This is a genomic window from Candidatus Nitrosopumilus sp. (genome assembly GCF_040878665.1).
Classification (GTDB): domain Archaea; phylum Thermoproteota; class Nitrososphaeria; order Nitrososphaerales; family Nitrosopumilaceae; genus Nitrosopumilus.
The window spans coordinates 107210-128151 of sequence record NZ_JBBDLU010000006.1 but is presented as its reverse complement, the minus strand read 5'-3'; the positions used below and the strand labels follow the sequence as shown (position 1 = coordinate 128151).

Below are 20942 nucleotides of genomic sequence, written 5' to 3'. Positions count from 1 at the left end.
ATCCTCATCTATCACCCACTCACCCAATACCACTCACTTGTCTTCAAATGATGTAATGCCATAAAAAACGCATCACCAAGATCAAAAGATAATTTTTTCTCATCTGGATGAATCGTTAAAAAGATCATACAATGATTTTATGTAGGGACATACAGTGTTTGCAACTTCATCAAATCCACAGATATCGCGGTAACCGTCTATCTCGCCAACTGCATTACCCGTCACATGGTACCTTACATTCAAACGCTGCTTTGCTGTGTGTTTGTCAAGATGAATTTTTTCGTTTTCATCAGTACCTAAATAATCTACAAACCCGTTTGTCATGACAGGCCATTTGTCCGCATAATCAGTTATCCATGCGTCGTAGGTTCTTGGCTTGTGCTGATCTTCGATGCAGTGGGATTCGTAGTCAACATCAACCTCAAAAAACAATTCCGGCGGTTCGAACTGGGATACGGATATGCACAGAACGCAGAAAGGATCACGGTCCTCGGAAACTGCGTAGCTCAGACTGTACTCTGTTATATCCTCACAAAGATTTGCACGGGTCCGTTGCACAACGCTAGGGATTTCTTCTGATACTTTGCGGTGTATTGCCAACGCCAAATCAAATGCGAGACTAGCAACTAGAGAATATGTCAATTAAAATCGGGGTCTCCTTTCTTTGCATCATCTTCCATTATTTTTTCAATTTTTTTGCGAGCATTTGATGACAACTTGAATTTATCAAAGAGAGTCATATAGCGTGTGTCTTTTCTGTTTTCTTCCATCCATTTATTGATGTCTTCTACAACCATATTCTTTATTCTCACGTGGGATTCTGCCCTTCTTTGAACGGTGTAATTGATCTTAGAGACAACATCAAGCATCAATCGTTCAATTTTATTTTTGATCTCCTCAGAATCTGTTTTATCAAGAGATTCTCTCAGTCTAGCATACTGAATTTTCAATCTTTCAAGGTTAACTTCTACTATTAGTTCTGGTTCGAGAATTCTACTGCTATCCAAAATTTCAGAATACCAGAAACGCAGATCTCTGTTGACAGTATTACGGTTGACTTTCATCAGATCAGAAATCCTACGGGCAGAGAAATCATAGTCGAAATGTAACCTATAGACCTCATTTCTTCTTGCTTCTTTATCATGTTTAGTCCATGGACCAGATTTTTGGGATTTATCTGGCATAGATTGGCATAGATTGGCCTCGTTTTCATCGATAGCCCCATCTGATTCTATTGTACTCATCAATTTCCCTCCCTCAGAACAATTACCCGTCGCTTTTCAGAGTTTTGAACAACCATGAATTTTCCCTCGGATGATACCAGAGCATCAAGATAGCGACGAACAGCAGTCTGGCTACCAGTTCCAGTCTGAGTCTTGCAGCGCATGGTTATGGAATCCAAAGCAGTTTTGAACTCGATACAACCATCTGTAGCAACAACTTCAGAAAGATACTGAGAAGCAATATCAAAATTGGTCTGATTAATGTCAAGCTCAGGCTTGAGAGAAGGAGAAGCAACCTCTCTCGCTCTCCCGCGCGTATAGTTCCTCTTTTCATTCTCTGCTTTCTTGGTTAGTGCAATCTGTTTCATTGTTGTACTGGAAGGTTTTTTGTTGTTGCATGACTGACATGACAATGCAATATTTTCTCTTATATTGTTGGTAGGATCGTCATCTAGATGTTCATATACATATTTTATTCCCACTAGAGAAATCTCACAATAAAGACAGACAAATCCATCATTAAAAACAATATCAGGAAGATAATCTCGTTTAAGTTTATCAGATAACTGAATGTTCATAATTACTCTGGGGTTTGGACATGACACAGAAGCAGAGTCAGCGTTATCCATTTTTGATACCTCTTTGATGCGCAAACTGATTCCAAGCAGCACGTAGTAGATCAGTAGAAACATTATCACCAAAAATCAAAACAGAATTGATTTTATTGGCGATGTCTGAAGGATCATTAGTATTTTTCAGGGTGTGGTATAAATCGTTAATTTTCTCGACAATTTCTGGGACGTTCATTGTTACACCTCCTCCTTATATAGCGGAATCGCTGTTTTCAATAACCTGGCATAAACTAGTGACCGCGGAAGATCACCATGTCTTAATTTTTCTATAGTTTGAACAAGATCGTCATCCAAACTCAGGGAAATTTGAGATTTCATATAATTAAGAGAACTAAGAAAGTTATTATACATTATACATCATTAGTGTATATTGCTATTTCTGGATCATTATAGATACATCATGTACAAAATGGATCATGATTATAGACTTCCAATAAACAATGAGCGAATAAAATTGGCCAATTTTTCACATGTGTCATGGAGTAAACCCAATCAGAAACATCTTTTGAACATTCTCAGCATTCTATGCGAACATGGTTCATGCTCAATTTCAGAAATTGTTTCACATCATGGAACGTTGAGTAAAAAAAGAAGAAAATCTTTGGATGGCATGTGCCGTACAGTAATTCAAGGGGATAAAAAGAAGAAAATAGAGGGACTGATTAATAGAAAAATCGTTAGAATTGGTGCTATTTCAAAGCCAAGTAAACTTGACAGTAAATTTCGTTTAACATTATTTGGGGTTTTTTATGCGATGCATATTTTTTCTGTTTTTGAAGATAGAGATAATGATAAGTTGCAAAAATCTGCGATAATTAAACATATTAAAAAAAATTATAAAGATTATCTACCACTTATTTTTGAAAATTGGGATGATTTGGAAAAAATTCTTGGTAGTGTAGATGACGAAAACAGATCAGGAGAGATAGATGCACTTGAATTATTAGCCAATGGAGATTTGTATGGAACTATTCTAGAAGAGGGGGATATGTTAGTAAATACAGATTTTCTATATTCATCCAAGAAACATGTTGAAGCAACTGTTTACAAAAGTCCTCAAGATAAGTTTGTGACAGAGTCTTTGGATGAGTTATATCAAAATGGATTTGTAACAAAAGATGAACTGTATAGAGATGAAATTTCTTATTGGTATTATACTATTCAATTTCGTTTATTGAGTAATAATGAAAGATTACAAAAGAGAATATTTTCTAAAACAAATTCTATAGGAAAGCAGTATGATGAATGGATCAAAAATAAGAGGAAGTTTCAGACAAAAGTTAATAGGGAATTAAATGAAACCATAAAGCAAATCTCTTAGTTATTCTGTTTGTTCTCTTTTTCCATTGAAAATGGAACTGCTTATTTTCTTGATCTTTTATGGATTAATCAGAAAAATCAATTCAATAAATTATGATAATAAAACAAGAAAAAGATCTAGCAAAATGACTTTGTTCGAAATCATTAATTCAAATATCACATCAAGAACACATTTTTTAGAATATCTACAGCAAAGAGAAAACAAAAAGATTCAGAAATAAATATCGAAAAAATATCAGAAGGGCGATTTCATAATTAAGCAGATAGTTTTACTACAATGTCACCACTAGGTAATGTTGAATGTAATTCCCAACCATCATTCAGATGAGAATCAAGTTCGGCTTCAGTTATTCGTTTTTGGCTGATTTTAGGCTTCTTTTCACGACTAGAAATATCGTGTAATGCGGATTTGTACAAAAGGGCAATCTCCTCTATCGTCTCATCAGAGTTTGCATCCTCAGAAACTTCAACCCCCATCGCCTTTGCAAATTTCTTAAACTCATTTCTTACAGTTGCATCAACATTGTTTTCTTGAGGGATTAGGTTGGGCTGAATTTTTTCTTTGAAGAGAGTTCTCATTTTTTCAACTTGCTCTGTTGGTTGTTGTCTTTGAAGACTGTACACATTCTGAACTGGACCAGTATGACCCATGTAAAATGTTTGCAGGTTTTGTTCCAAACCAGAATTAAGCAATGCAGTTGCAAAGAAATTCTTTAAAGAATATGGTCTTGAACCATACTCTACTTTTTCAAATACCGTGTTTAGTCTTCTAGATATTGCTTTTGCCCTTTGTCTTACAGTGGTATTTTCACATTCAGTTGGAACAAGTAAGCTTTCTGAATCTAGTTTTTCGCCTTTTGTCATTCTGATTTCTAGCGAATTTTTCAATATCATGCAACCTGTTTCAATTAGAAAGGATTGGTATGCTTTGCCATTTTTGCTTAGTTCCTTTCTAACTTTAACCCTAGTTGGTATTTTTTCAAAGACCACCTCATTGTTTTCAGTTATTTGCATTTCGGGAAAATCCTTTATCCTCAAATCTGCAATTACGTTAAATCTAAATCCTGTAAAAGCAATAAGAGATATAATCACCTGAGTTGCATGTTTTCCATTTCTTAGAAATGAAATGATTTGATCCTTTGTTGGGATTACTTCATTTTCAACAGTTGGATGATATGTTCTGTTTGGAATCTTTACATTTCGGGTAAAAGGAATACCATCATATTGCATTCTGCTTTTAATTGCAGATACATAGTTTGCAACAGTACCTCCAGCTAGTCGCTTTAGCATGTGGTTTGTAAAAGACTGTACGTTTTTGATTTCCTTGTTTTCATCTTTTTTAAAACTGGCAACCAATTTTGGAATTGTTAGTTTTCTGTAAATGAGATACTCTGCCAGATGTTTTTCATAATTAATTTTAGCACTCTCAGAATTTATGGTTGCAATCCAGTCAACAGTGTCTGGATCCTTGCGGATTTCATCTACTTTCTTTTGGATTTCTGGATTTGCCTTAAACACGAAGGAAAATACGATTTTCAGGTATAAAAACTATCGTACAAGTCACTTCTTTTTGGAGACTTGCATGTACAAGTCAACAGTACCACTTCCAATTGGAATGTTACTACCAACAATAACATTTTCAGTGATACCTTTCAACTGTTCAATCTCACCAGCAAGTGCAGCATGTGCAATTGTTGGTACGGTAATTTCGAATGCGGCTCTTGCTAGAACACTATCTTTTGTTCCAGCAATTCCATGTCTACCAATTTGTTGCATGTATCCTCTAGAGCACATCAGGTCAGATACCAACATGATGTATCTATTATCAACTTCTAATCCTTGATCTCCCAAAGTATGATTTAGTTCGTCAATCAATGAATTTCTTGCGGCTTCTATACCTAAAGTACCTGCAATTTCAAAGACATTGTTTGTTCTAACATTTCTTTTATCAATTCCCTTTACTTCAAGTACTTTGGCAATGTTAGAACCTGTTGTTTGGATAACCCATTCATCATCTTTTTGAACTAGTGTAACTCGTTCTATATCTGGAACTCCTTTAACAGTGGTATTGAGAACTTTGTTTCTAATTGCAATTGCAGTTGCAGTATCAGATTCCTCAGCAAGATTTAATGTAATTAGTTCTCCTGTTACTTCTAGTTTGAATTTTTTATTTGATGAAAGTGCTGCTTCTACTTCTGCAATTGAGCAACCTCTTTCTTTTAGTCTATTTGGACTCAAAATTAATTTAATATTTGTAGAGTAATCTGTTTCACTATTAGCAATCAGAGCACTAACTTTAGTTTGCAATACATTTCTTGCAATTTCAATTGCTTTTTCTCGTGATTTCTTTGATTCATTATCAAGATAGATATCCATAGTTGGAGTAACAGGTTTCTTTCTCGCATCTACTAATTCAATTAATCTTGGCAAACCCAATGTAACGTTTCGTTCTTTAATTCCTGCAAAGTGGAAAGTTCTCAAAGTCATCTGAGTTCCTGGTTCCCCAATTGATTGAGCAGTGATGATGCCAACTGCTTGACCAGGTTCTACTTTTGCTTTATTGTAAAGCAGTAATCCTTTTTTACATACAGCTTCAACACCATCTTTACTTAGATTAGATTTTTCTAATGCATCAGTTACGAGTGATGTCAATCTTGGATTAAATGTCTTAGTGTATTTTTTAGTAAGAACTTCTATCTCTTCTTTGGTTGCCTTCTTACCAGAATCAATGATGGTTTGAGATTCAGCTAGTCTACTTGGATTAAATGCTTCGCCATGATCACTCTTTTGTACATCAATTCCATCTTCACCATAGAGGAATTGAACGATATGACCATGTGGATCTCTAACGGTTCCATCATATTCTAATCTAATGTGTTCTAATGCGTTAATCAATCTACGTTGCATGTAACCACTTTGTTGGGTTCTAACTGCAGTATCGACTAATCCTTCACGACCACCCATAGCATGGAAGAAAAATTCTAAAGCAGATAGACCTGTTCTGTAATTGGATTTTACGAAACCATGTGCATCAGGGTTACTATCATGTTCTTGAAAATGTGTTAATGCGCGATTACTATAACCATCATTCATTCTATTTCCTCGTCTTGATTGTTGACCCAATGCACCTGCCATCTGACCCACGTTGAGTGCTGAACCTCTAGCACCAGTAGTAGCCATAATTTTTCCAGCGTTATTATTATCTAAAGAATCATTTGCAGTAGCTCCTGCCTTTTCTCTTGCTTTACCTAATTCATTGACAATGTATGCTTCTAAAGCTTCTTCAGCTTTCATACCTCTTGTTAGTTTGAGGGTTCCTTTCTTGTATTGATCAGTTAAATCAGATACAATATCATATGTTTCCTGAATATCATCGAGAATTTGTTGTACATTTTTTTCTGGTACTTCAAGATCACCATAACCATAACTGAAACCATAATGAGTGATGAATTGTTTAACCATAATCAGAATAGAATTCAAGAAGTTTTTGCCAACAGCATTACCGTAATCTTTAGTAATTCTGTGTAAGACACTTTCTGGTTCTTCTGCACCAATAGATGTTTTATCAATGACACCGCTGATTAGTTCACCATTTTTAATTACAACGTCCTTTTGTGGACCGTTTGTTCCTTTAGACCATTTTGATGTAAGAACATAGTTGAAATCTTTTGGTAGAAATAATGAGAATAATTGTTTTCCAGTATATGCAGGACCATCTTTTGTTTTAGTAGCAGGTTTTGGAAGTGGATCAGAATAACCACCAAGCATTGCAAAATTAGAAAATTCTTGGACAGATAGAGTTGTGTCGTCTTTAGTAAGAAGATATGCACCAGTTACAAAGTCTCTTAATGCTCCAATGATTGGACCGCCATATCTTGGTGAGATTAATTGATCTTGAACTCGCATTAAAAGAATTGCTTCAGCTCTAGCCTCCTCACTTTGAGGAACGTGTAAGTTCATTTCATCACCATCAAAATCTGCATTGTATGGTGGACAAACAGAAGGATGCAATCTGAAAGTTTTACCAGGAAGTACTCTCACATAATGAGCCATGATAGACATTTGGTGAAGGGATGGTTGTCTGTTAAACATAACAATGTCTCCATCTGCAAGATGTCTTTCAATTAAATATCCAATCTCAAGTGTTTCAGCTATTACAGAACGGTCTTCTACAAAATCTAATCTAATCTTTACACCATCAGGTCTGACGATGTAGTTGACACCTGGGAATTTTTCAGGTCCGTTAATTACCAGTTTTCTCATTCTATCAATATTCCATTCAGTAACAATTTCAGGAATGGTCAATTTCATTGCAACCTGTTCAGGTACTCCTACTTCAGATAAATCCAAATTAGGATCTGGTGAGATTACAGTTCTACTGGAAAAATCTACTCTCTTTCCAGACAATGAACCTCTAAATCTTCCTTCTTTTCCTTTTAATCTCTGAGTTAATGTTTTGAGAGGACGTCCAGAACGATGATGAGCTTGTGGAATTCCAGAAACCTCATTGTCAAAATATGTTGTAGAATGATATTGTAACAAGTCAACTAAATCTTGAACAATTAATGGAGGAGTTCCAGCTTCTTTACTTTCTTTTAGTCGTTGATTAACCCTAATGATATCTACCATTTTGTGAGTTAAATCATCTTCGGATCTAATACCAGTTTCAAGTATAATTGATGGTCTCACAGTTACAGGTGGGACAGGTAATGCTTGCAGAATGAACCATTCAGGTCTTGCAGTACCAGGATCATATGATAATAATTGTAAATCAGAATCAATAATTTGTGAAAAACGTTCTCTAATTGTAATTGGCAATAGTCTATGTTCGCCGATTTCTGTTTTCTCTACAAAAATAGTTGGTTTTGTAAATACTAACTCATATTGTGTTTTTCCACAGTGAGGGCATTCTTTAGCTTTTTTAGCTTTTTCGATGATTTTTTCAGGTATACGTTTTTGTGAAATTACAGTGTAAGCAGCATGTTTATCTTTAATTTTTTGGAATGCATCTAGATCTTCTTGAGGTACTTTGAGTCTACCACAAGAACGACATGTAGATTGTAACAATTTGTAAATATTATCAATAAATGCAATATGTAAAATTGGTTCTGCAAGTTCAATGTGTCCAAAATGTCCAGGACATCTTGCTGCAGTATTTCCACAGGTAAGACATTTCTGTCCGGGTTCAAGTGTGCCAAGTCTGCCATCCATGAGACCTCCTTGAACTGGCATTCCATCTTCATCATATGTTTCAGGAGCAGTTATTTCAGCTACAGAGTATTTCCTAATTTCAGTTGGAGACCATACTGAAAATCGAATTCCATCAATTGCTTTAATTGCTTGAACAGACATATCAGATTTTCTCCTTGATTAACAAACGAGGTGCAACATTAAGACTCTGCATTTCTTGTAAGAGTAACTTGAACGCATATGCTACAGACACGGATGAAACTTTAGCTTTATCACCACAAACTCTGCAAACATATTTTCTTTGTTTAACATCATGATATGCAACTAATCCACATCTTTCACATACAAAGATATCAGACTTGTCAGATTCATCTAATAATCTATCTTTTAGAATCATAGAAGCACCATAAGCAATTAAACAGTCCCTCTCCATTTCACCAAATCTTAATCCACCACCTCTTGCTCTTCCTTCAGTTGGTTGTTTAGTCAACATCTGAACTTGTCCACGTGCTCTTGCATGAATTTTATCTGCAACCATGTGATGTAGTTTTTGATAATATACAACGCCAATGAAAACTTCAACTGGGAATGATTTTCCAGTTCTTCCATCATACATTATTTCTTTACCAGAATATTTGAAATCATGTGCATCCATCACTTCTTTAACTTCATCCATTTTTTCTCCAACAAATGCAGAGCCATCAAATCTTGTTCCACGGAATGCTGCAGCTTTACCACAGATAGATTCCATCATCATACCAACAGTCATTCTTGAAGGGAATGCATGAGGATTAATCAAAACATCAGGGGACATTCCATTTGCAGTGTATGGCAAGTCTTCTGCTTTAGCTAAAATTCCCAATACACCTTTTTGTCCATGTCTTGATGCAAATTTATCACCAATTTCAGGAACTCTCATATCTCTTGCTCTAATTTTATACATTTTTCCACCTTCGTTAGATTGAGTCATAACTACAGTATCAATAACTCCAGTTTCAGAAGGTCTCACACCAATAGAAGTATCTCGTCTGTATGGACCAGATGATTCGAATTCTCTATACTCTTCCATAAATCTAGGAGGGCTAGTTTTTCCGATTAGAATATCTCCACCTTTAACTGGAGCTTCAGATGCAACTACTCCATCATCTTCTAGTAATCTATATGCGCGCTCTCCTTTGTAACCTCTGATGTTGTCTTCAGCATTAGGAATTTCAAAAGTATCACGCATTCCGCCTGGATATTGTTTTGCTTCAGCATCATAAATTCTATAGAAAAATGTTCTACCCAGTCCTCTGTCAACTGATGCTTTACTTAACACAATAGCATCTTCAATGTTATAACCATCAAATGGTAATACTGCAACAATACAGTTCTGACCTGCAGGTCTATCTTCTAATCCTAAAAGTTTCATTGCTTTTGTATTAACAATTGGAACTTGTGGATATAGCATAAAGTGTTGTCTAACATAAGTACTGGTATTCATCATAGGTGTAGAAAATCCTAAACTCTGTTTTGCCATTGCAGATTCATAAGTATTTCTTGGAGATTGATTGTGTTCAGGATAAGGAATTATTGAAGCACCTGCACCTAGAATGGCTGGTGGGAATACTTCCAAGTGAGTGTGTTTCTTTGAATCTTTTTCATCCAAAGTAACATAGCAATTTTCTTCTTCATTTGCATCAATCATTTCTAAAACACCCATTCTCAAGAGATCAGTCCAAGAGAGTAATTTTTTAGAAATTTTATCTAGTAATTCCGCAGTTAGTAGGGGTTTGTTATCTTTAATAATAATTAATGGTCGTAAGACTCTTCCTGCATTACAATTAACGTACAGTCTTTTTGTTGAACCTTCAATTTCAGATTTGTGGAATGATATTCCAACATGTGGGTGAATCTTAGAATTTCTTCTAAGTTCTCTAAGAGAGTCAGCTAATTCTGCACCATCTTTGTAATATCCAATAAGACGGCCATCTACAAATATTCTAGTTCCATCTTTTTTCAAATCTTCTTTTGCATCAAAAAAATGAACCGTTCCAAGATCATAGAGTTTTTCCACAATCTCTTCAGATGGAACATTAACTGAAATAATTCCAGATAGTGCCAAGTTTTTTACCAAACCACAATTTGATCCTTCAGGAGTCTCACTAGGACAAATTCTTCCAAAGTGTGTTGAGTGTAAATCTCTTGCCTCAAAGTTTGGTTGTGTCCTACTAAGTGGAGATTGAATTCTTCGAAGATGACTAATTGTTGAAAGATAGTTGGTCCTATCAAGTAATTGTGTAACACCAACACGTCCTCTACCCCAGTTTCCGGTTGCAATAGCATTGTTTAGTTTGTCAGTAATTATTCCGGGACGAATTGCTGCAGCAACTGCATTAATTCCACGTTTTTGGCCTGATCTTTCTAATTGATATTTCATGTCTCTTACCAAATTTCTAAATGCAGTTCTAAACAGATCTGCTAACATTTGTCCTGCAAATTTGATTACTTTATTTCCATAATGATCTTTATCGTCAGGAGTGATCCAGCCAAGTTTTAGCTCTAATAGCTTACAAGCTGCCTCACCCAAGAATTGTGCTTTTTCTTTTCTATTTTCAGGATGTTTACCCAAATGAGGTAACAACCCCCAATCAAGCAGAGTTTCAGCACGTTTTATTTGGAATTCCTCTAACATTCCAGGGGCAATTCTTTTACTGATATAGACAATAGCATCTTTAGATGTTGGTACATCACCTGCTTTTTCAAAGGAGCCTTCTAATTCATCTTGAATTTCATCAACTAGTGAAACCACAGAAGCAATTTCTCTATCAGATTCTAATCCAAGAGCTCTCATTAATGTGACAACTGGAATATCAACTGGAGATCCAGGAATTCTGGCAACAATCAATCCATCACTTTTCATAACAAGTTCTAGTTTTGCTCGATAACCAACAATTGAAGAATACACTTTAGCTTTGAAAACAATGTTGCCACCAACAGTTTCTCTATCAACAATTATTTTGTTGTAAGAGAGATCCTCTAATCCTACGATAACTCTCTCTGAACCATTTATGATAAAATAACCACCAGGATCATTTGGATCTTCACCATGCTCAATTAATTTTTGAGTAGAGAAATTATGCAATATACAAGCATTAGATTTTGCCATTACTGGAACATCTCCAATATGTACAAATCTAGACTCTAAGATTTTTCCATCTTCTACAACACTTGCCTCCATCATAACAGGTGCAGAGTAAGAAACATTTCTTAATCGTGCTTCAGCTGGAGTGATATGAGTGATTGAACCATCAAGTTCCATCATTCTAGGTTGCTGAAGTTTAACTTTACCTAATTGGATTTTGTAAGGATATTCTGCATTTTCAATATCAATTTGTCCGACTTCATTAATGATACTTTGAAGTCCTCTTTCTAAAAATTCATCAAAAGAATTTAGATGTTGACGTGCAATACCTTCACGTTTTAAAATATCTTGAATTACTGGCCAACGCTTAGTTGAAGGATCTGCCATTTAGACTTCCACCACATATCTGTAATAGAGGCTTTCACCAGCAGTTGGACTTACTCGGGTGATCTTTATCATATCTCCGGGTTTTACACCCAGTCCCATAATTGCAGGATCATTAACAAAGATTAGCGGTAACTCTGTGGGTCTACAATTATATTTTTTTAAAACTTCTTCAGCTTCTTGTTTAGTAATAATCTCATGTGGTGGAACATATACATGATCAGGTACTAGAACTTGATTTTTCTTAGTTGCCATTTACAATTACTCCATGTCGAACATTAAATGTAATAGAAAATAATACACACAAACTGTCAAAAATTCACGCTCGGGTTAATATATATGTAATTTGAAATTTGCCAAAAAGCTGTCTTTTTTCTATTTTGTCAATAATTTTTTTCACAACCTTAAATAGTATAAATTCAGGCGTAGAAATGATGAAAGCTCATCTAATGGTGTTTGCCTTATCTGCAATTTTAATTGCAAGTATTGGTGCTACACCCGTATTTGGACAAATACAAAGCTCAATTGTTGTTACTACAGACAAATCATCCTATTCAGAAGGAGAGGTTGTCACAGTATCAGGAACAGTGAGAGATCTGTATTCACAAACCCCAGTAAGTGTGATTGTCAAGGCTCCTAATGGAAACTTGGTATCAATTGCACAAGTTACAGTTAGTGCTGATAAAAAATTCAGTACTGAGTTTACAGCTGGTGGCGGATTAATGAAATCAGAAGGATCATACACAATTACAGTTCAATATGGAACAGAAAACCGTTCAGCGACAACATCATTTGACTTTAGTGGATCAACAGTGACTCCACCAAAAGGCGGGTTGTCTAATGTAACGGATAAAACAGTACTAGTAGAAGGAGCCAAAGATCTGATAGGTTATTCAATAACAGGTGGAAAATTACTAAATATCATACCTGATTTTGATGCAAAATCACTAATCATTTCTATTGACGCTACTGAGGATGGTGTGTTAACCCTAACAATTCCTAGAACTGTATTCGATTCAGTAGAGGATGGTGTTGATGTTGAAGTCTTCGTCTTAATTGACCAAGAAGAAGCTGCAGACTTTGATGAAATAACTACAGCAACAGACAGAACAATCACCATAGAATTCCCTGCTGGAACTGAAGAAATTGAAATAATTGGTACCTTTGTAGTCCCAGAATTTGGTGCAATCGCAGCCATGATTCTAGCAGTAGCAATTATATCAATAATTGCAGTATCTGCAAAATCAAAACTTAGTATTATACCAAGATACTAAATTTCATCTTTTTTCTATTTTTAAGTAAGTGTATTAGATCTCAGATCTTAAATCAAACCCCATAGATTACACAGAACCATTTTTAAATATACATAAATAGCAATAATGTTGGTTGAGAATAGGATGAATTTTAAACGTTCTACGACATCAATGGCAATAGCCCTAATGGCACTGTCATTAGTTTCAATGACCTCAATTCAACAAGATGCTTTTGCTCAAAGTCAAGGAATGATGATCACAGCCACAGCTGATAAAGGCTCAGACACAATTACCCTTACAGGTAAAACAGTTTCCAGTCTCACAGATGTTACATTGAAAGTAACATCCCCAAGTGGAAAAGTAGTGACTGTTGGTCAACTTACACCAGATAATGGTAATTTTGTAAAAGAATTCAAAGTCGGACCAACATGGACTGAGAATGGGCTTTATCAAATTACTGCAATGCAAGGTATAGGAAATAATTCATTATACACACTAAAAGTTCTTGTTGGAGTAACAAACGGTTTGACTGAAAGAACTTCTGTATCTGAATCTAATTTAGAATCAGGAATCTTTATACAAAATACAAACAATGCTGCAACAGATGCAGGACTTATGCTCGATGCAATAATTGCAGAGGCAGGTTCTACAATGTTTGAGGTTACCGGAAAAACTGATAGAGTGAGTCAAGATATCACATTAAAAGTTATAGCACCAAATGGAAATGTGGTAAAAGTAGCTCAAATATCGCCAATGCTTGATGGAGAATTCGCTGCAAATATCATTGTAGGAGGATCATTATGGAAACAAGACGGTTTATACACTGTGACTGCTCAACAATTTGACGATCCAAAATACACTGCTTCGACTGGAATAGATATCAAAGACGGAGTTGTAGTACCAGAATTTGGTGCAATCGCAGCCATGATTCTAGCAGTAGCAATTATATCAATAATTGCAGTATCTGCAAAATCAAGACTTAGCATTATGCCAAGATACTAAATTCACAACTTTTTTCTATTTTTAAATATACATAAATAGAGACGTATGTAATTCGCTACAAGATGAACAACCGTACGTCGTTCGCGCTACTAGCCCTTTTGACTGCAGTCGGTACCTTAACCGTGTCATCAGCATATGCCGCAGATCTTCCACAAGCATGTGTTGGATGTACCACAGAGGATGCCAAAGAGGCAGCAAGGCAAATGTTGCTTAAAGACATCCCAGTATCTGTTTGGACAGATAAAACAGATTATGGTCATAATGACAAGATTATGGTAGAAGGCCAAGTAGCAAATACTTCTGGATTCCCAATTACAATAACTGTTGTGAGTCCTTTAAACTCCATTGTTACAATTGATCAAGTCAATGTAGCAGATGATGGTAGTTTCAAGACAACGTTAAACACAGCAGGTGGAATGTGGAAATACGATGGTACCTACACCATTAGAGTAAACTATGGCAGTACTGAAAAAAGTAACAGTGTCCAAGTTGAACTAAGTGGTGGAGTTGTAACAGGGGAAACGCCAAGTAAAATGTGCAGTACAAATGAAATCACCATAGGTGATAATTGTGTACCATTTAGCATTTCAGGTGGAACGGTAACTGGTGCAACTATCAATACTAATGATAATTCAATTGTCATTAGCATCAACGCTAAAGAAGATGGACAACTAACAATAACTCCATCAAAAACAATCATAGACGGTATCTTTATGGTATTAGTCGACGGTGAAGAATGGGATGATAAAGAAATTGTCGCAAACAAAGTGACAGTCATGTTCCCAGCAGGCGCTGAAAAAATTGAAATAATTGGTACCTATGTGATTCCAGAATTTGGTGCAATCGCAGCCATGATTCTAGCAGTAGCAATTATATCAATAATTGCAGTATCTGCAAAATCAAGACTTAGCATTATGCCAAGATATTAAATCACACAACTTTTTCATTTTTTCATTTTTTAATAGTAAAGGAAATATACAAATGCGCATTGAAAAGTTTGTGGATTTTAGGATATTTTATGGCATCATAGTATTATTAGCAATATCTACTGGAACAGTAAATGCAGTGGCACAAACTCTAGAAGTTAGTGTGCAAACAGACGATAATAATTACGATGAAGGAGATACAATTGTAATTTCAGGAAATGTATCTATTGTTGTAGGCAATACACCAATTACATTACAACTTTTTTCGGAAGGTAATCTAATAGATATTGCACAAGTTATTGTAGCACAAGATGGAAGTTATTCTCATACAGTGATTGCAGAAGGACCATTATGGAAAAAATCTGGAAATTACACAGTTAGAGCATCATATGGTGATGGAAACATTGCAGAAGCAGAATTTAGTTATTCTCCAAAATCAGCAGTGATCCTAACTACAGAAAATTTTGATGTAGATGCAGGGAGTAGCGGTACGTTTGATGTAAAGTATACCATCAAAGGAGGCACTGTTAAGGACATGCTAATAGATGAAGAGATTTTTGCATTAATAGTTCAAATTGAATCAACAGATGAAGGAGTAATTACATTAGAATTACCAAGAGAATTCATAGGAGCAGAGAAACAAGATGGTAAAGATGACAAATTCATAATTCTAATTGATGCAATAGAAGTTGATTATGACGAATCAGGTAGTGGATATACAGAATCCAGAACAATCACAATTAATTTTGAACGGGGGGATTCAGATATTGAAATTATTGGCACGTATGTTATTCCTGAATTTGGCGCAATTACAATGATGATTTTAATTGTAGGAATCATGGTTACAGTGTTAGTTGCAAGAAATAAATTTCAAATTAACATCTAAATTTTAGAAACAAAGGAATATTTTTCTTTGAATGGAGAAAATGATCTTAATTCTTCAACTATTTTTTTTAGAGAATTTACTGTTTGATTGATTTCATGTTCGTTATTGAAAATTCCCACAGTTAGTCTTAAAGAACCAGTGATTTGTTCATGTGAAAAACCCATAGCTTGTAAGACATGTGAAGCCCTCTGAGTATTAACAGAACATGCAGAACCTGTAGAAGCTGCAATACCATATTCATCAAGTTTGATTATTAGATCCTCACCATTTACACCAAGAAATGTAAAATGAGCATTATTGGGTAATCTTAATTGAGGATCACCATTCAAAGTCACTTCTGGTATTTCGTTCAGTACTTTTTCAATAAGAAGATCTCGGAGTTTTTTCATGTAAGTTATATTTTCAGTTAGATTATTTTTAGCAAGTTCACACGCCTTACCAAACCCAACAATATTGGCAACATTTTCAGTACCAGAACGCAAGCCAGATTCTTGACCACCACCTAAAATTACAGGATCAATTTCTAAGCCATTTTTAATGTATAATGCACCAATTCCTTTAGGACCATAAAGTTTGTGTGAAGAAATTGAGAGAAAATCTATACCTAATTCTTTAACATCAATAGGAATTTTACCTACTGCCTGAACAGCATCAGTGTGGAGTGGGATTTTTTCCTCATTACATATTTTAGCGATTTCAGAAATTCTCTGAATAGTTCCAACCTCATTATTTGCATACATGATTGAAACCAGACAAGTATTTTCAGACAGATGATTTTTTAATTCTGATGGAATTATAGAACCAAATTTATCCACATGTAAATAATCCACATTAATACCATTTTTAGATAATTTTTTACAGGGTTCTAAAATTGCATCATGTTCAATTGAAGATGTAATGATTTTAGAATTATTTTTTATTTTGATTCCATTCAACACTGTATTGTTTGACTCTGTACCTCCAGAAGTGATTAAAATTTCAGAAGGATCTGCGTTGATTAGTAATGCGATTTGTTTTCTAGCTTTTTCAACAGCTTTATGAGCCAATCTACCATATCTATGGATCGATGAAGGATTCCCATATTGTTCTTTAAGATAGGGTAACATTGAATTTAGAACTTCTTCATGTATTTGTGTAGAAGCTGCATTATCCAAATAGATCAATCTGCAATCACATTGATTTTTCCTGGTTTGTAACCTTCTTGATCAATTTCAACTGAAGTAAATCCAATCATCTTTAATTTTTCAGTTATTTGTTTGAATATAATTTCATCAAATACAGATATCATGTTTTTTTCAACTTCAATTTTTGCAGAACCGTTAAGATCACGAACTCTGACTTGTTTTACATTAGTAATTTGTTTTACAATAGTTTCTCCAAATTCTATTCTAGTTAGTTTTTCAGCAGTAACTCGTTGTCCCCATGGAATTCTAGATGCAAGACAGGAATTTGATGGTTTATCAAATACAGATAATCCTATCATTTTGGCGGTCTCTCTGATTTTAGATTTTGAGAAATGAGTCTCTACAAGCGGACTTCTAATTCCATTTTGTTTTAATGCTTCAATTCCAGGCCTGTAATCACCTAAATCATCAAGATTGGTACCATCAACAATAATCTCAACACTATGATCTTTTGCCAGAGCTATCAGATGTTCTCCTAATTCCATCCTACAATGGAAACATCGATTTGAATCATTTTTAACAAATTCTTCATTTTCAAGTTCACTATAATCCAAAAAAAGTTGTTGAATACCTATTTCAGAGCAGATTTTTTTTGATGTGTAAAGTTCTTCTTCGGACAAAGTTTTGTAGTCAGCAGTAACAGCAATAGCAGAATTTCCTAGTTTTTGAAATGCAGCATATGCGACAAGGGCACTATCAACACCACCAGAAAGTGCAACAAAGACCTTATTTTTATTTTCAAACCAACATATTAATTCATCAAGATTTGTCATCTTTATTCTCCAATTTTTCAATCTCTTTTCGTAATAAAAGATCTGTTTCTTTAATTGATTTATTAATTATGTTTGATATTGTTTTTAGATCATCAAATTCTATTTTAAAATTTATTTTATCTTTAAAAACAAATTTTTTGTAATGTACTTGAAATGAATCACCATTCAAAGTGACATTAATACTATGAATTGATCTAGGAACAATAAACCTATCAGAAGTAGAAATTCTAATCCCTAATGTTCCAGTTTCTAGTACTAGAGTGTCAGTGATTTTATCAATATTTGCATCAGTGCAAATAACAGATACAAGATGTGTAGGTCTACCTTTTTTTGTTATTCCGTTATAGATAGAAACATCCAAAGCGCCTTTTTCCATTATTTTCTCAATAAGATTTCCCAATATTTCACCTGAAACATCATCTACATTTGTTTCAAGTATCTTGACTGAATCAGTTTTGAAATAATTTTCAGTTCCTCGAATAATTTTCAAGACATTAGAAAAAGTTTGAAAATCTTTTTGTCCAGCACCATAACCAATTGAATTAACTTTGATAGAAGGGTAAAACTGAACAGATTGATGGGTCAAATTTACCAAAATACATGCACCAGTAGGAGTGGTAAGTTCTTCATTTGTATCATTTCCTTTGATAATCAAGTTTGAATTTTTAAAAATCTCAAGAATTGCACTTGCAGGATTAGACATTGTACCATGCGAGAATGTTACAGAACCTCCACCTACTGAAACAGGTAGACATACAATCGTTTCATCAAACAAACCTAAATCCTCCAAAGCAATAGCTATCCCAACAATATCAACTAAAGTATCAATACTAGAGGCTTCATGAAAATGAACAGACTCTTCTGGAATTCCATGAATTTTAGACTCGGAAGATATCAACGTGTTAATACAAGATTCTGCAAAAGATTTTGCTTTTTCAGACAATCCAATTCTAGATACAGAGTCAGTAATTGCTTTTTTTATCTCAGAGCCTTTTTTTTCATGAAAATTCTCATCAATTTCTAAAATTAGTTGAAAAGCTTGAACTCCATGTTTTTGAATTTTTTCAAAAGCGATTTTTTTGATGGTTGAATTTGAAAAGAATTTTTCTGATTCTTTAATACCATTAATTATCTTGTTTTGATCAGCTCCTAAATCTACCAAAGAACAAAGAAGCATATCTCCAGAGATTCCAGCAATCTGTGGATCAATTATAACGACCATAATTGAAAATTATCAAAAATACTTATAAATTCGACTAATACCTGATGAATTTCATTAGATTTAATTATTGAAAATTAACCTCGTTTTTCATGATTACAATAATTGGTTCTGGTAAGGTGGGTGGAGATGCAGCATTATTCTCTGCATTAAAACGATTAGATGACCAGATTTTGTTATTAGATGTAGCAGAAGGACTTCCACAAGGAGAAGCAATGGATATCAATCACATGTTATCAGAACAAGGAATAGATGTAGAAGTAAAAGGATCAAATGATTTTGCAGATATGAAAGGATCAAATGTAGTGGTAGTAGTTGCAGGATCTGGACGAAAACCAGGAATGACAAGAATGGATCTTTTAAAAATTAATGCGTCAATCGTGAAAAGTGTTGTTGAGAATATTAAAAAATATGCAGATAATTCAATGATAATTCCAGTTACAAATCCACTTGATCCAATGGCTTACATCACTTACAAAGTATCAGGGTTTGACAGAAGTAGAGTGTTTGGAATGGGAGGAATGTTAGATTTATCAAGATTCAGGCAATTCATTCATGAAGCAACTGGTCATTCACGAGATTCTATACGAGCACTAGTCATTGGCGAACATGGAGAAAATATGCTACCATTACCAAGATTTTCATCAGTATCAGGAATTCCATTGTCATCTTTTCTTCCAAAAGAAAAATTAGATGAGTTGGTTCAAAATACAAAACAAGTTGCAGCTAAAGTAATTGAATTAAAGGGAGCAACAGTACATGCTCCAGGAAATGCAATTTCTGCAATTGTTGAATCAGTTGTAAGAGATAGAAAACAAGTCATACCAGTGGCAACATATCTTGATGGAGAGTATGGACACTCAAATGTTTCAATAGGAGTTCCTGCAATAATTGGAAGGAAGGGAGTAGAGAAAATTATTGAATTGGATCTAAATGATGCAGAAAGACAAGTATTTGAAAAGGCAGTTGAAAGTGTGAAAGGTGCCATCTCAGGTATTGAAATCTAAGCCTTTTTGTAGACCAGTGGAACAAGGGCATCATGGAAATTCATGAGATATTAGAGTCATTAAAAGCAGGAAAAACTTCGATAAATAATGCAAAAAAACTTTTGTCATTATATTCGATTGAAGAGATAGAAGGATTTGCTAAAATTGATATTAATCGAAGGAAACGAAGAGGAATTCCAGAAGTAATCTTTGCAGAAACAAAAGAATTAGACGAAAATAAAAAAATCTTAAAAAAAATTCTTGAAAAAACAAATTCTGTCATCATATCAAGAATAAAAAAAGAAGATTATCCAAAAATATTATCATTTGCAAAGAAACTAAAAGTGAAAATTAGAACTGGAAAAAATTCATCATCGCTGTTGTTATTTAAAAAACCAATAAAATTTCATGGTGGAAAAGTTGGAATAATTACTGCTGGCACATCAGACATAGGAGTGGCTGAAGAGTCCAGATTGATGTGTGAAGCAATGAATTGTAAATGCATAACAAGATATGATGTAGGAGTTGCAGGCATTCAGAGAATATTTCCAGTTTTGAAAGAAATGATAAATGAAGACGTGGATTGTATTATTGTAGCAGCAGGGATGGAAGGCGCATTAGCTACTCTAGTATCCACATTGGTAGACATACCAATCATAGGAATACCCACATCAGTAGGATACGGATATGGAGAAAAGGGCATTGCAGCTCTTGCATCAATGCTTCAAAGTTGTTCTTTGGGTTTATCAGTTGTGAATATAGATAATGGAATAGCAGCTGGAGGAATAGCAGCAAACATTGCAAACAGAGCAAATAGGAAAAACATTTCTAATTAGAATA

Annotated in this window: 18 protein-coding genes; 7 read left to right on the top strand and 11 right to left on the bottom strand. The window is 34.6% G+C overall.

The window, feature by feature from the left end:
- Positions 1 to 99 precede the first annotated feature (99 nt).
- Genes WDZ98_RS05330 through WDZ98_RS05315 form a run of 4 tightly spaced genes read right to left on the bottom strand, consistent with a single transcriptional unit; the run spans position 100 to position 2030 of the window.
- A complete protein-coding gene (locus WDZ98_RS05330) occupies positions 100 to 642 on the bottom strand; it encodes a hypothetical protein (RefSeq protein ID WP_368059235.1) in 543 nt (180 codons plus the stop codon).
- Positions 639 to 1244 carry a hypothetical protein gene (locus WDZ98_RS05325; protein WP_368059237.1) on the bottom strand — a complete coding sequence of 202 codons (606 nt, stop codon included), beginning with the start codon at positions 1242 to 1244 and terminating at the stop codon, positions 639 to 641. Before WDZ98_RS05325 ends, WDZ98_RS05330 begins: the two co-directional genes overlap by 4 nt.
- Positions 1244 to 1852 carry an HNH endonuclease signature motif containing protein gene (locus WDZ98_RS05320; RefSeq protein WP_368059239.1) on the bottom strand — a complete coding sequence of 203 codons (609 nt, stop codon included), beginning with the start codon at positions 1850 to 1852 and terminating at the stop codon, positions 1244 to 1246. The genes WDZ98_RS05325 and WDZ98_RS05320 overlap by 1 nt, the downstream gene beginning before the upstream one ends.
- A complete protein-coding gene (locus WDZ98_RS05315) occupies positions 1845 to 2030 on the bottom strand; it encodes a hypothetical protein (protein ID WP_368059241.1) in 186 nt (61 codons plus the stop codon). The genes WDZ98_RS05320 and WDZ98_RS05315 overlap by 8 nt, the downstream gene beginning before the upstream one ends.
- 402 nt (positions 2031 to 2432) lie before the next feature.
- Here WDZ98_RS05315 and WDZ98_RS05310 point away from each other — a divergent pair, with 402 nt between their 5' ends.
- Positions 2433 to 3176: a hypothetical protein gene (locus tag WDZ98_RS05310; protein WP_368059243.1), complete on the top strand. Its 744-nt coding sequence runs from the start codon at positions 2433 to 2435 to the stop codon at positions 3174 to 3176.
- A 254-nt stretch (positions 3177 to 3430) separates the two neighbouring features.
- Here WDZ98_RS05310 and WDZ98_RS05305 read toward each other — a convergent pair whose 3' ends face one another.
- From WDZ98_RS05305 to WDZ98_RS05290, 4 genes are read right to left on the bottom strand one after another with little or no spacing between them, the layout of a single operon-like run.
- A complete protein-coding gene (locus WDZ98_RS05305; protein ID WP_368059245.1) occupies positions 3431 to 4693 on the bottom strand; it encodes a hypothetical protein in 1263 nt (420 codons plus the stop codon).
- Between the two features lie 42 nt (positions 4694 to 4735).
- Positions 4736 to 8527: a DNA-directed RNA polymerase subunit A' gene (locus WDZ98_RS05300; protein WP_368059247.1), complete on the bottom strand. Its 3792-nt coding sequence runs from the start codon at positions 8525 to 8527 to the stop codon at positions 4736 to 4738.
- A gap of 1 nt (position 8528) precedes the next feature.
- Complete coding sequence (locus WDZ98_RS05295; protein ID WP_368059249.1) at positions 8529 to 11876, bottom strand: DNA-directed RNA polymerase subunit B; 3348 nt, start codon at positions 11874 to 11876, stop codon at positions 8529 to 8531.
- Positions 11877 to 12128: a DNA-directed RNA polymerase subunit H gene (locus tag WDZ98_RS05290; protein ID WP_368059251.1), complete on the bottom strand. Its 252-nt coding sequence runs from the start codon at positions 12126 to 12128 to the stop codon at positions 11877 to 11879.
- 179 nt (positions 12129 to 12307) lie between these two features.
- Here WDZ98_RS05290 and WDZ98_RS05285 point away from each other — a divergent pair, with 179 nt between their 5' ends.
- The 4 genes from WDZ98_RS05285 (at position 12308) to WDZ98_RS05270 (ending at position 15940) form a co-directional block, all read left to right on the top strand.
- Entirely contained in the window at positions 12308 to 13147 is an 840-nt protein-coding gene (locus WDZ98_RS05285) for a PEFG-CTERM sorting domain-containing protein (protein ID WP_368059253.1), read from the top strand.
- Between the two features lie 123 nt (positions 13148 to 13270).
- Positions 13271 to 14128 carry a PEFG-CTERM sorting domain-containing protein gene (locus WDZ98_RS05280; RefSeq protein ID WP_368059255.1) on the top strand — a complete coding sequence of 286 codons (858 nt, stop codon included), beginning with the start codon at positions 13271 to 13273 and terminating at the stop codon, positions 14126 to 14128.
- A 122-nt stretch (positions 14129 to 14250) separates the two neighbouring features.
- Positions 14251 to 15057, top strand: a complete 807-nt coding sequence (locus WDZ98_RS05275; RefSeq protein ID WP_368060949.1) for a PEFG-CTERM sorting domain-containing protein — start codon at positions 14251 to 14253, stop codon at positions 15055 to 15057.
- 70 nt (positions 15058 to 15127) lie between these two features.
- Positions 15128 to 15940 carry a PEFG-CTERM sorting domain-containing protein gene (locus WDZ98_RS05270; RefSeq protein ID WP_368060934.1) on the top strand — a complete coding sequence of 271 codons (813 nt, stop codon included), beginning with the start codon at positions 15128 to 15130 and terminating at the stop codon, positions 15938 to 15940.
- On the opposite strand, the gene WDZ98_RS05265 is transcribed toward WDZ98_RS05270, so the two are convergent.
- From WDZ98_RS05265 to larC, 3 genes are read right to left on the bottom strand one after another with little or no spacing between them, the layout of a single operon-like run.
- Positions 15937 to 17103: a cysteine desulfurase family protein gene (locus WDZ98_RS05265; protein ID WP_368059261.1), complete on the bottom strand. Its 1167-nt coding sequence runs from the start codon at positions 17101 to 17103 to the stop codon at positions 15937 to 15939. The genes WDZ98_RS05270 and WDZ98_RS05265 overlap by 4 nt on opposite strands.
- Complete coding sequence (gene larE / locus WDZ98_RS05260; RefSeq protein WP_368059263.1) at positions 17100 to 17897, bottom strand: ATP-dependent sacrificial sulfur transferase LarE; 798 nt, start codon at positions 17895 to 17897, stop codon at positions 17100 to 17102. The genes WDZ98_RS05265 and larE overlap by 4 nt, the downstream gene beginning before the upstream one ends.
- On the bottom strand, positions 17884 to 19119 hold the full coding sequence (gene larC / locus WDZ98_RS05255) for a nickel pincer cofactor biosynthesis protein LarC (protein WP_368059265.1): 1236 nt from the start codon (positions 19117 to 19119) through the stop codon (positions 17884 to 17886). Before larC ends, larE begins: the two co-directional genes overlap by 14 nt.
- Positions 19120 to 19208: 89 nt before the next feature.
- Between larC and WDZ98_RS05250 the strand changes: the two genes are divergently transcribed.
- Entirely contained in the window at positions 19209 to 20123 is a 915-nt protein-coding gene (locus WDZ98_RS05250; protein WP_368059267.1) for a malate dehydrogenase, read from the top strand.
- 32 nt (positions 20124 to 20155) lie between these two features.
- Entirely contained in the window at positions 20156 to 20938 is a 783-nt protein-coding gene (gene larB, locus WDZ98_RS05245; protein ID WP_368059269.1) for a nickel pincer cofactor biosynthesis protein LarB, read from the top strand.
- The last annotated feature ends 4 nt before the right edge of the window (positions 20939 to 20942 follow it).

Coding starts and splice junctions, on each gene's coding strand:
- WDZ98_RS05250 (WP_368059267.1), top strand. CDS start 19,209: ATGATTACAATAATTGGTTCTGGTAAGGTGGGTGGAGATGCAGCATTA.
- WDZ98_RS05285 (WP_368059253.1), top strand. CDS start 12,308: ATGAAAGCTCATCTAATGGTGTTTGCCTTATCTGCAATTTTAATTGCA.
- WDZ98_RS05295 (WP_368059249.1), bottom strand. CDS start 11,876: ATGGCAGATCCTTCAACTAAGCGTTGGCCAGTAATTCAAGATATTTTA.
- larC (WP_368059265.1), bottom strand. CDS start 19,119: ATGGTCGTTATAATTGATCCACAGATTGCTGGAATCTCTGGAGATATG.
- WDZ98_RS05325 (WP_368059237.1), bottom strand. CDS start 1,244: ATGAGTACAATAGAATCAGATGGGGCTATCGATGAAAACGAGGCCAAT.
- WDZ98_RS05300 (WP_368059247.1), bottom strand. CDS start 8,527: ATGTCTGTTCAAGCAATTAAAGCAATTGATGGAATTCGATTTTCAGTA.
- WDZ98_RS05320 (WP_368059239.1), bottom strand. CDS start 1,852: ATGGATAACGCTGACTCTGCTTCTGTGTCATGTCCAAACCCCAGAGTA.
- larE (WP_368059263.1), bottom strand. CDS start 17,897: ATGACAAATCTTGATGAATTAATATGTTGGTTTGAAAATAAAAATAAG.
- WDZ98_RS05290 (WP_368059251.1), bottom strand. CDS start 12,128: ATGGCAACTAAGAAAAATCAAGTTCTAGTACCTGATCATGTATATGTT.
- WDZ98_RS05280 (WP_368059255.1), top strand. CDS start 13,271: ATGAATTTTAAACGTTCTACGACATCAATGGCAATAGCCCTAATGGCA.
- WDZ98_RS05315 (WP_368059241.1), bottom strand. CDS start 2,030: ATGAACGTCCCAGAAATTGTCGAGAAAATTAACGATTTATACCACACC.
- larB (WP_368059269.1), top strand. CDS start 20,156: ATGGAAATTCATGAGATATTAGAGTCATTAAAAGCAGGAAAAACTTCG.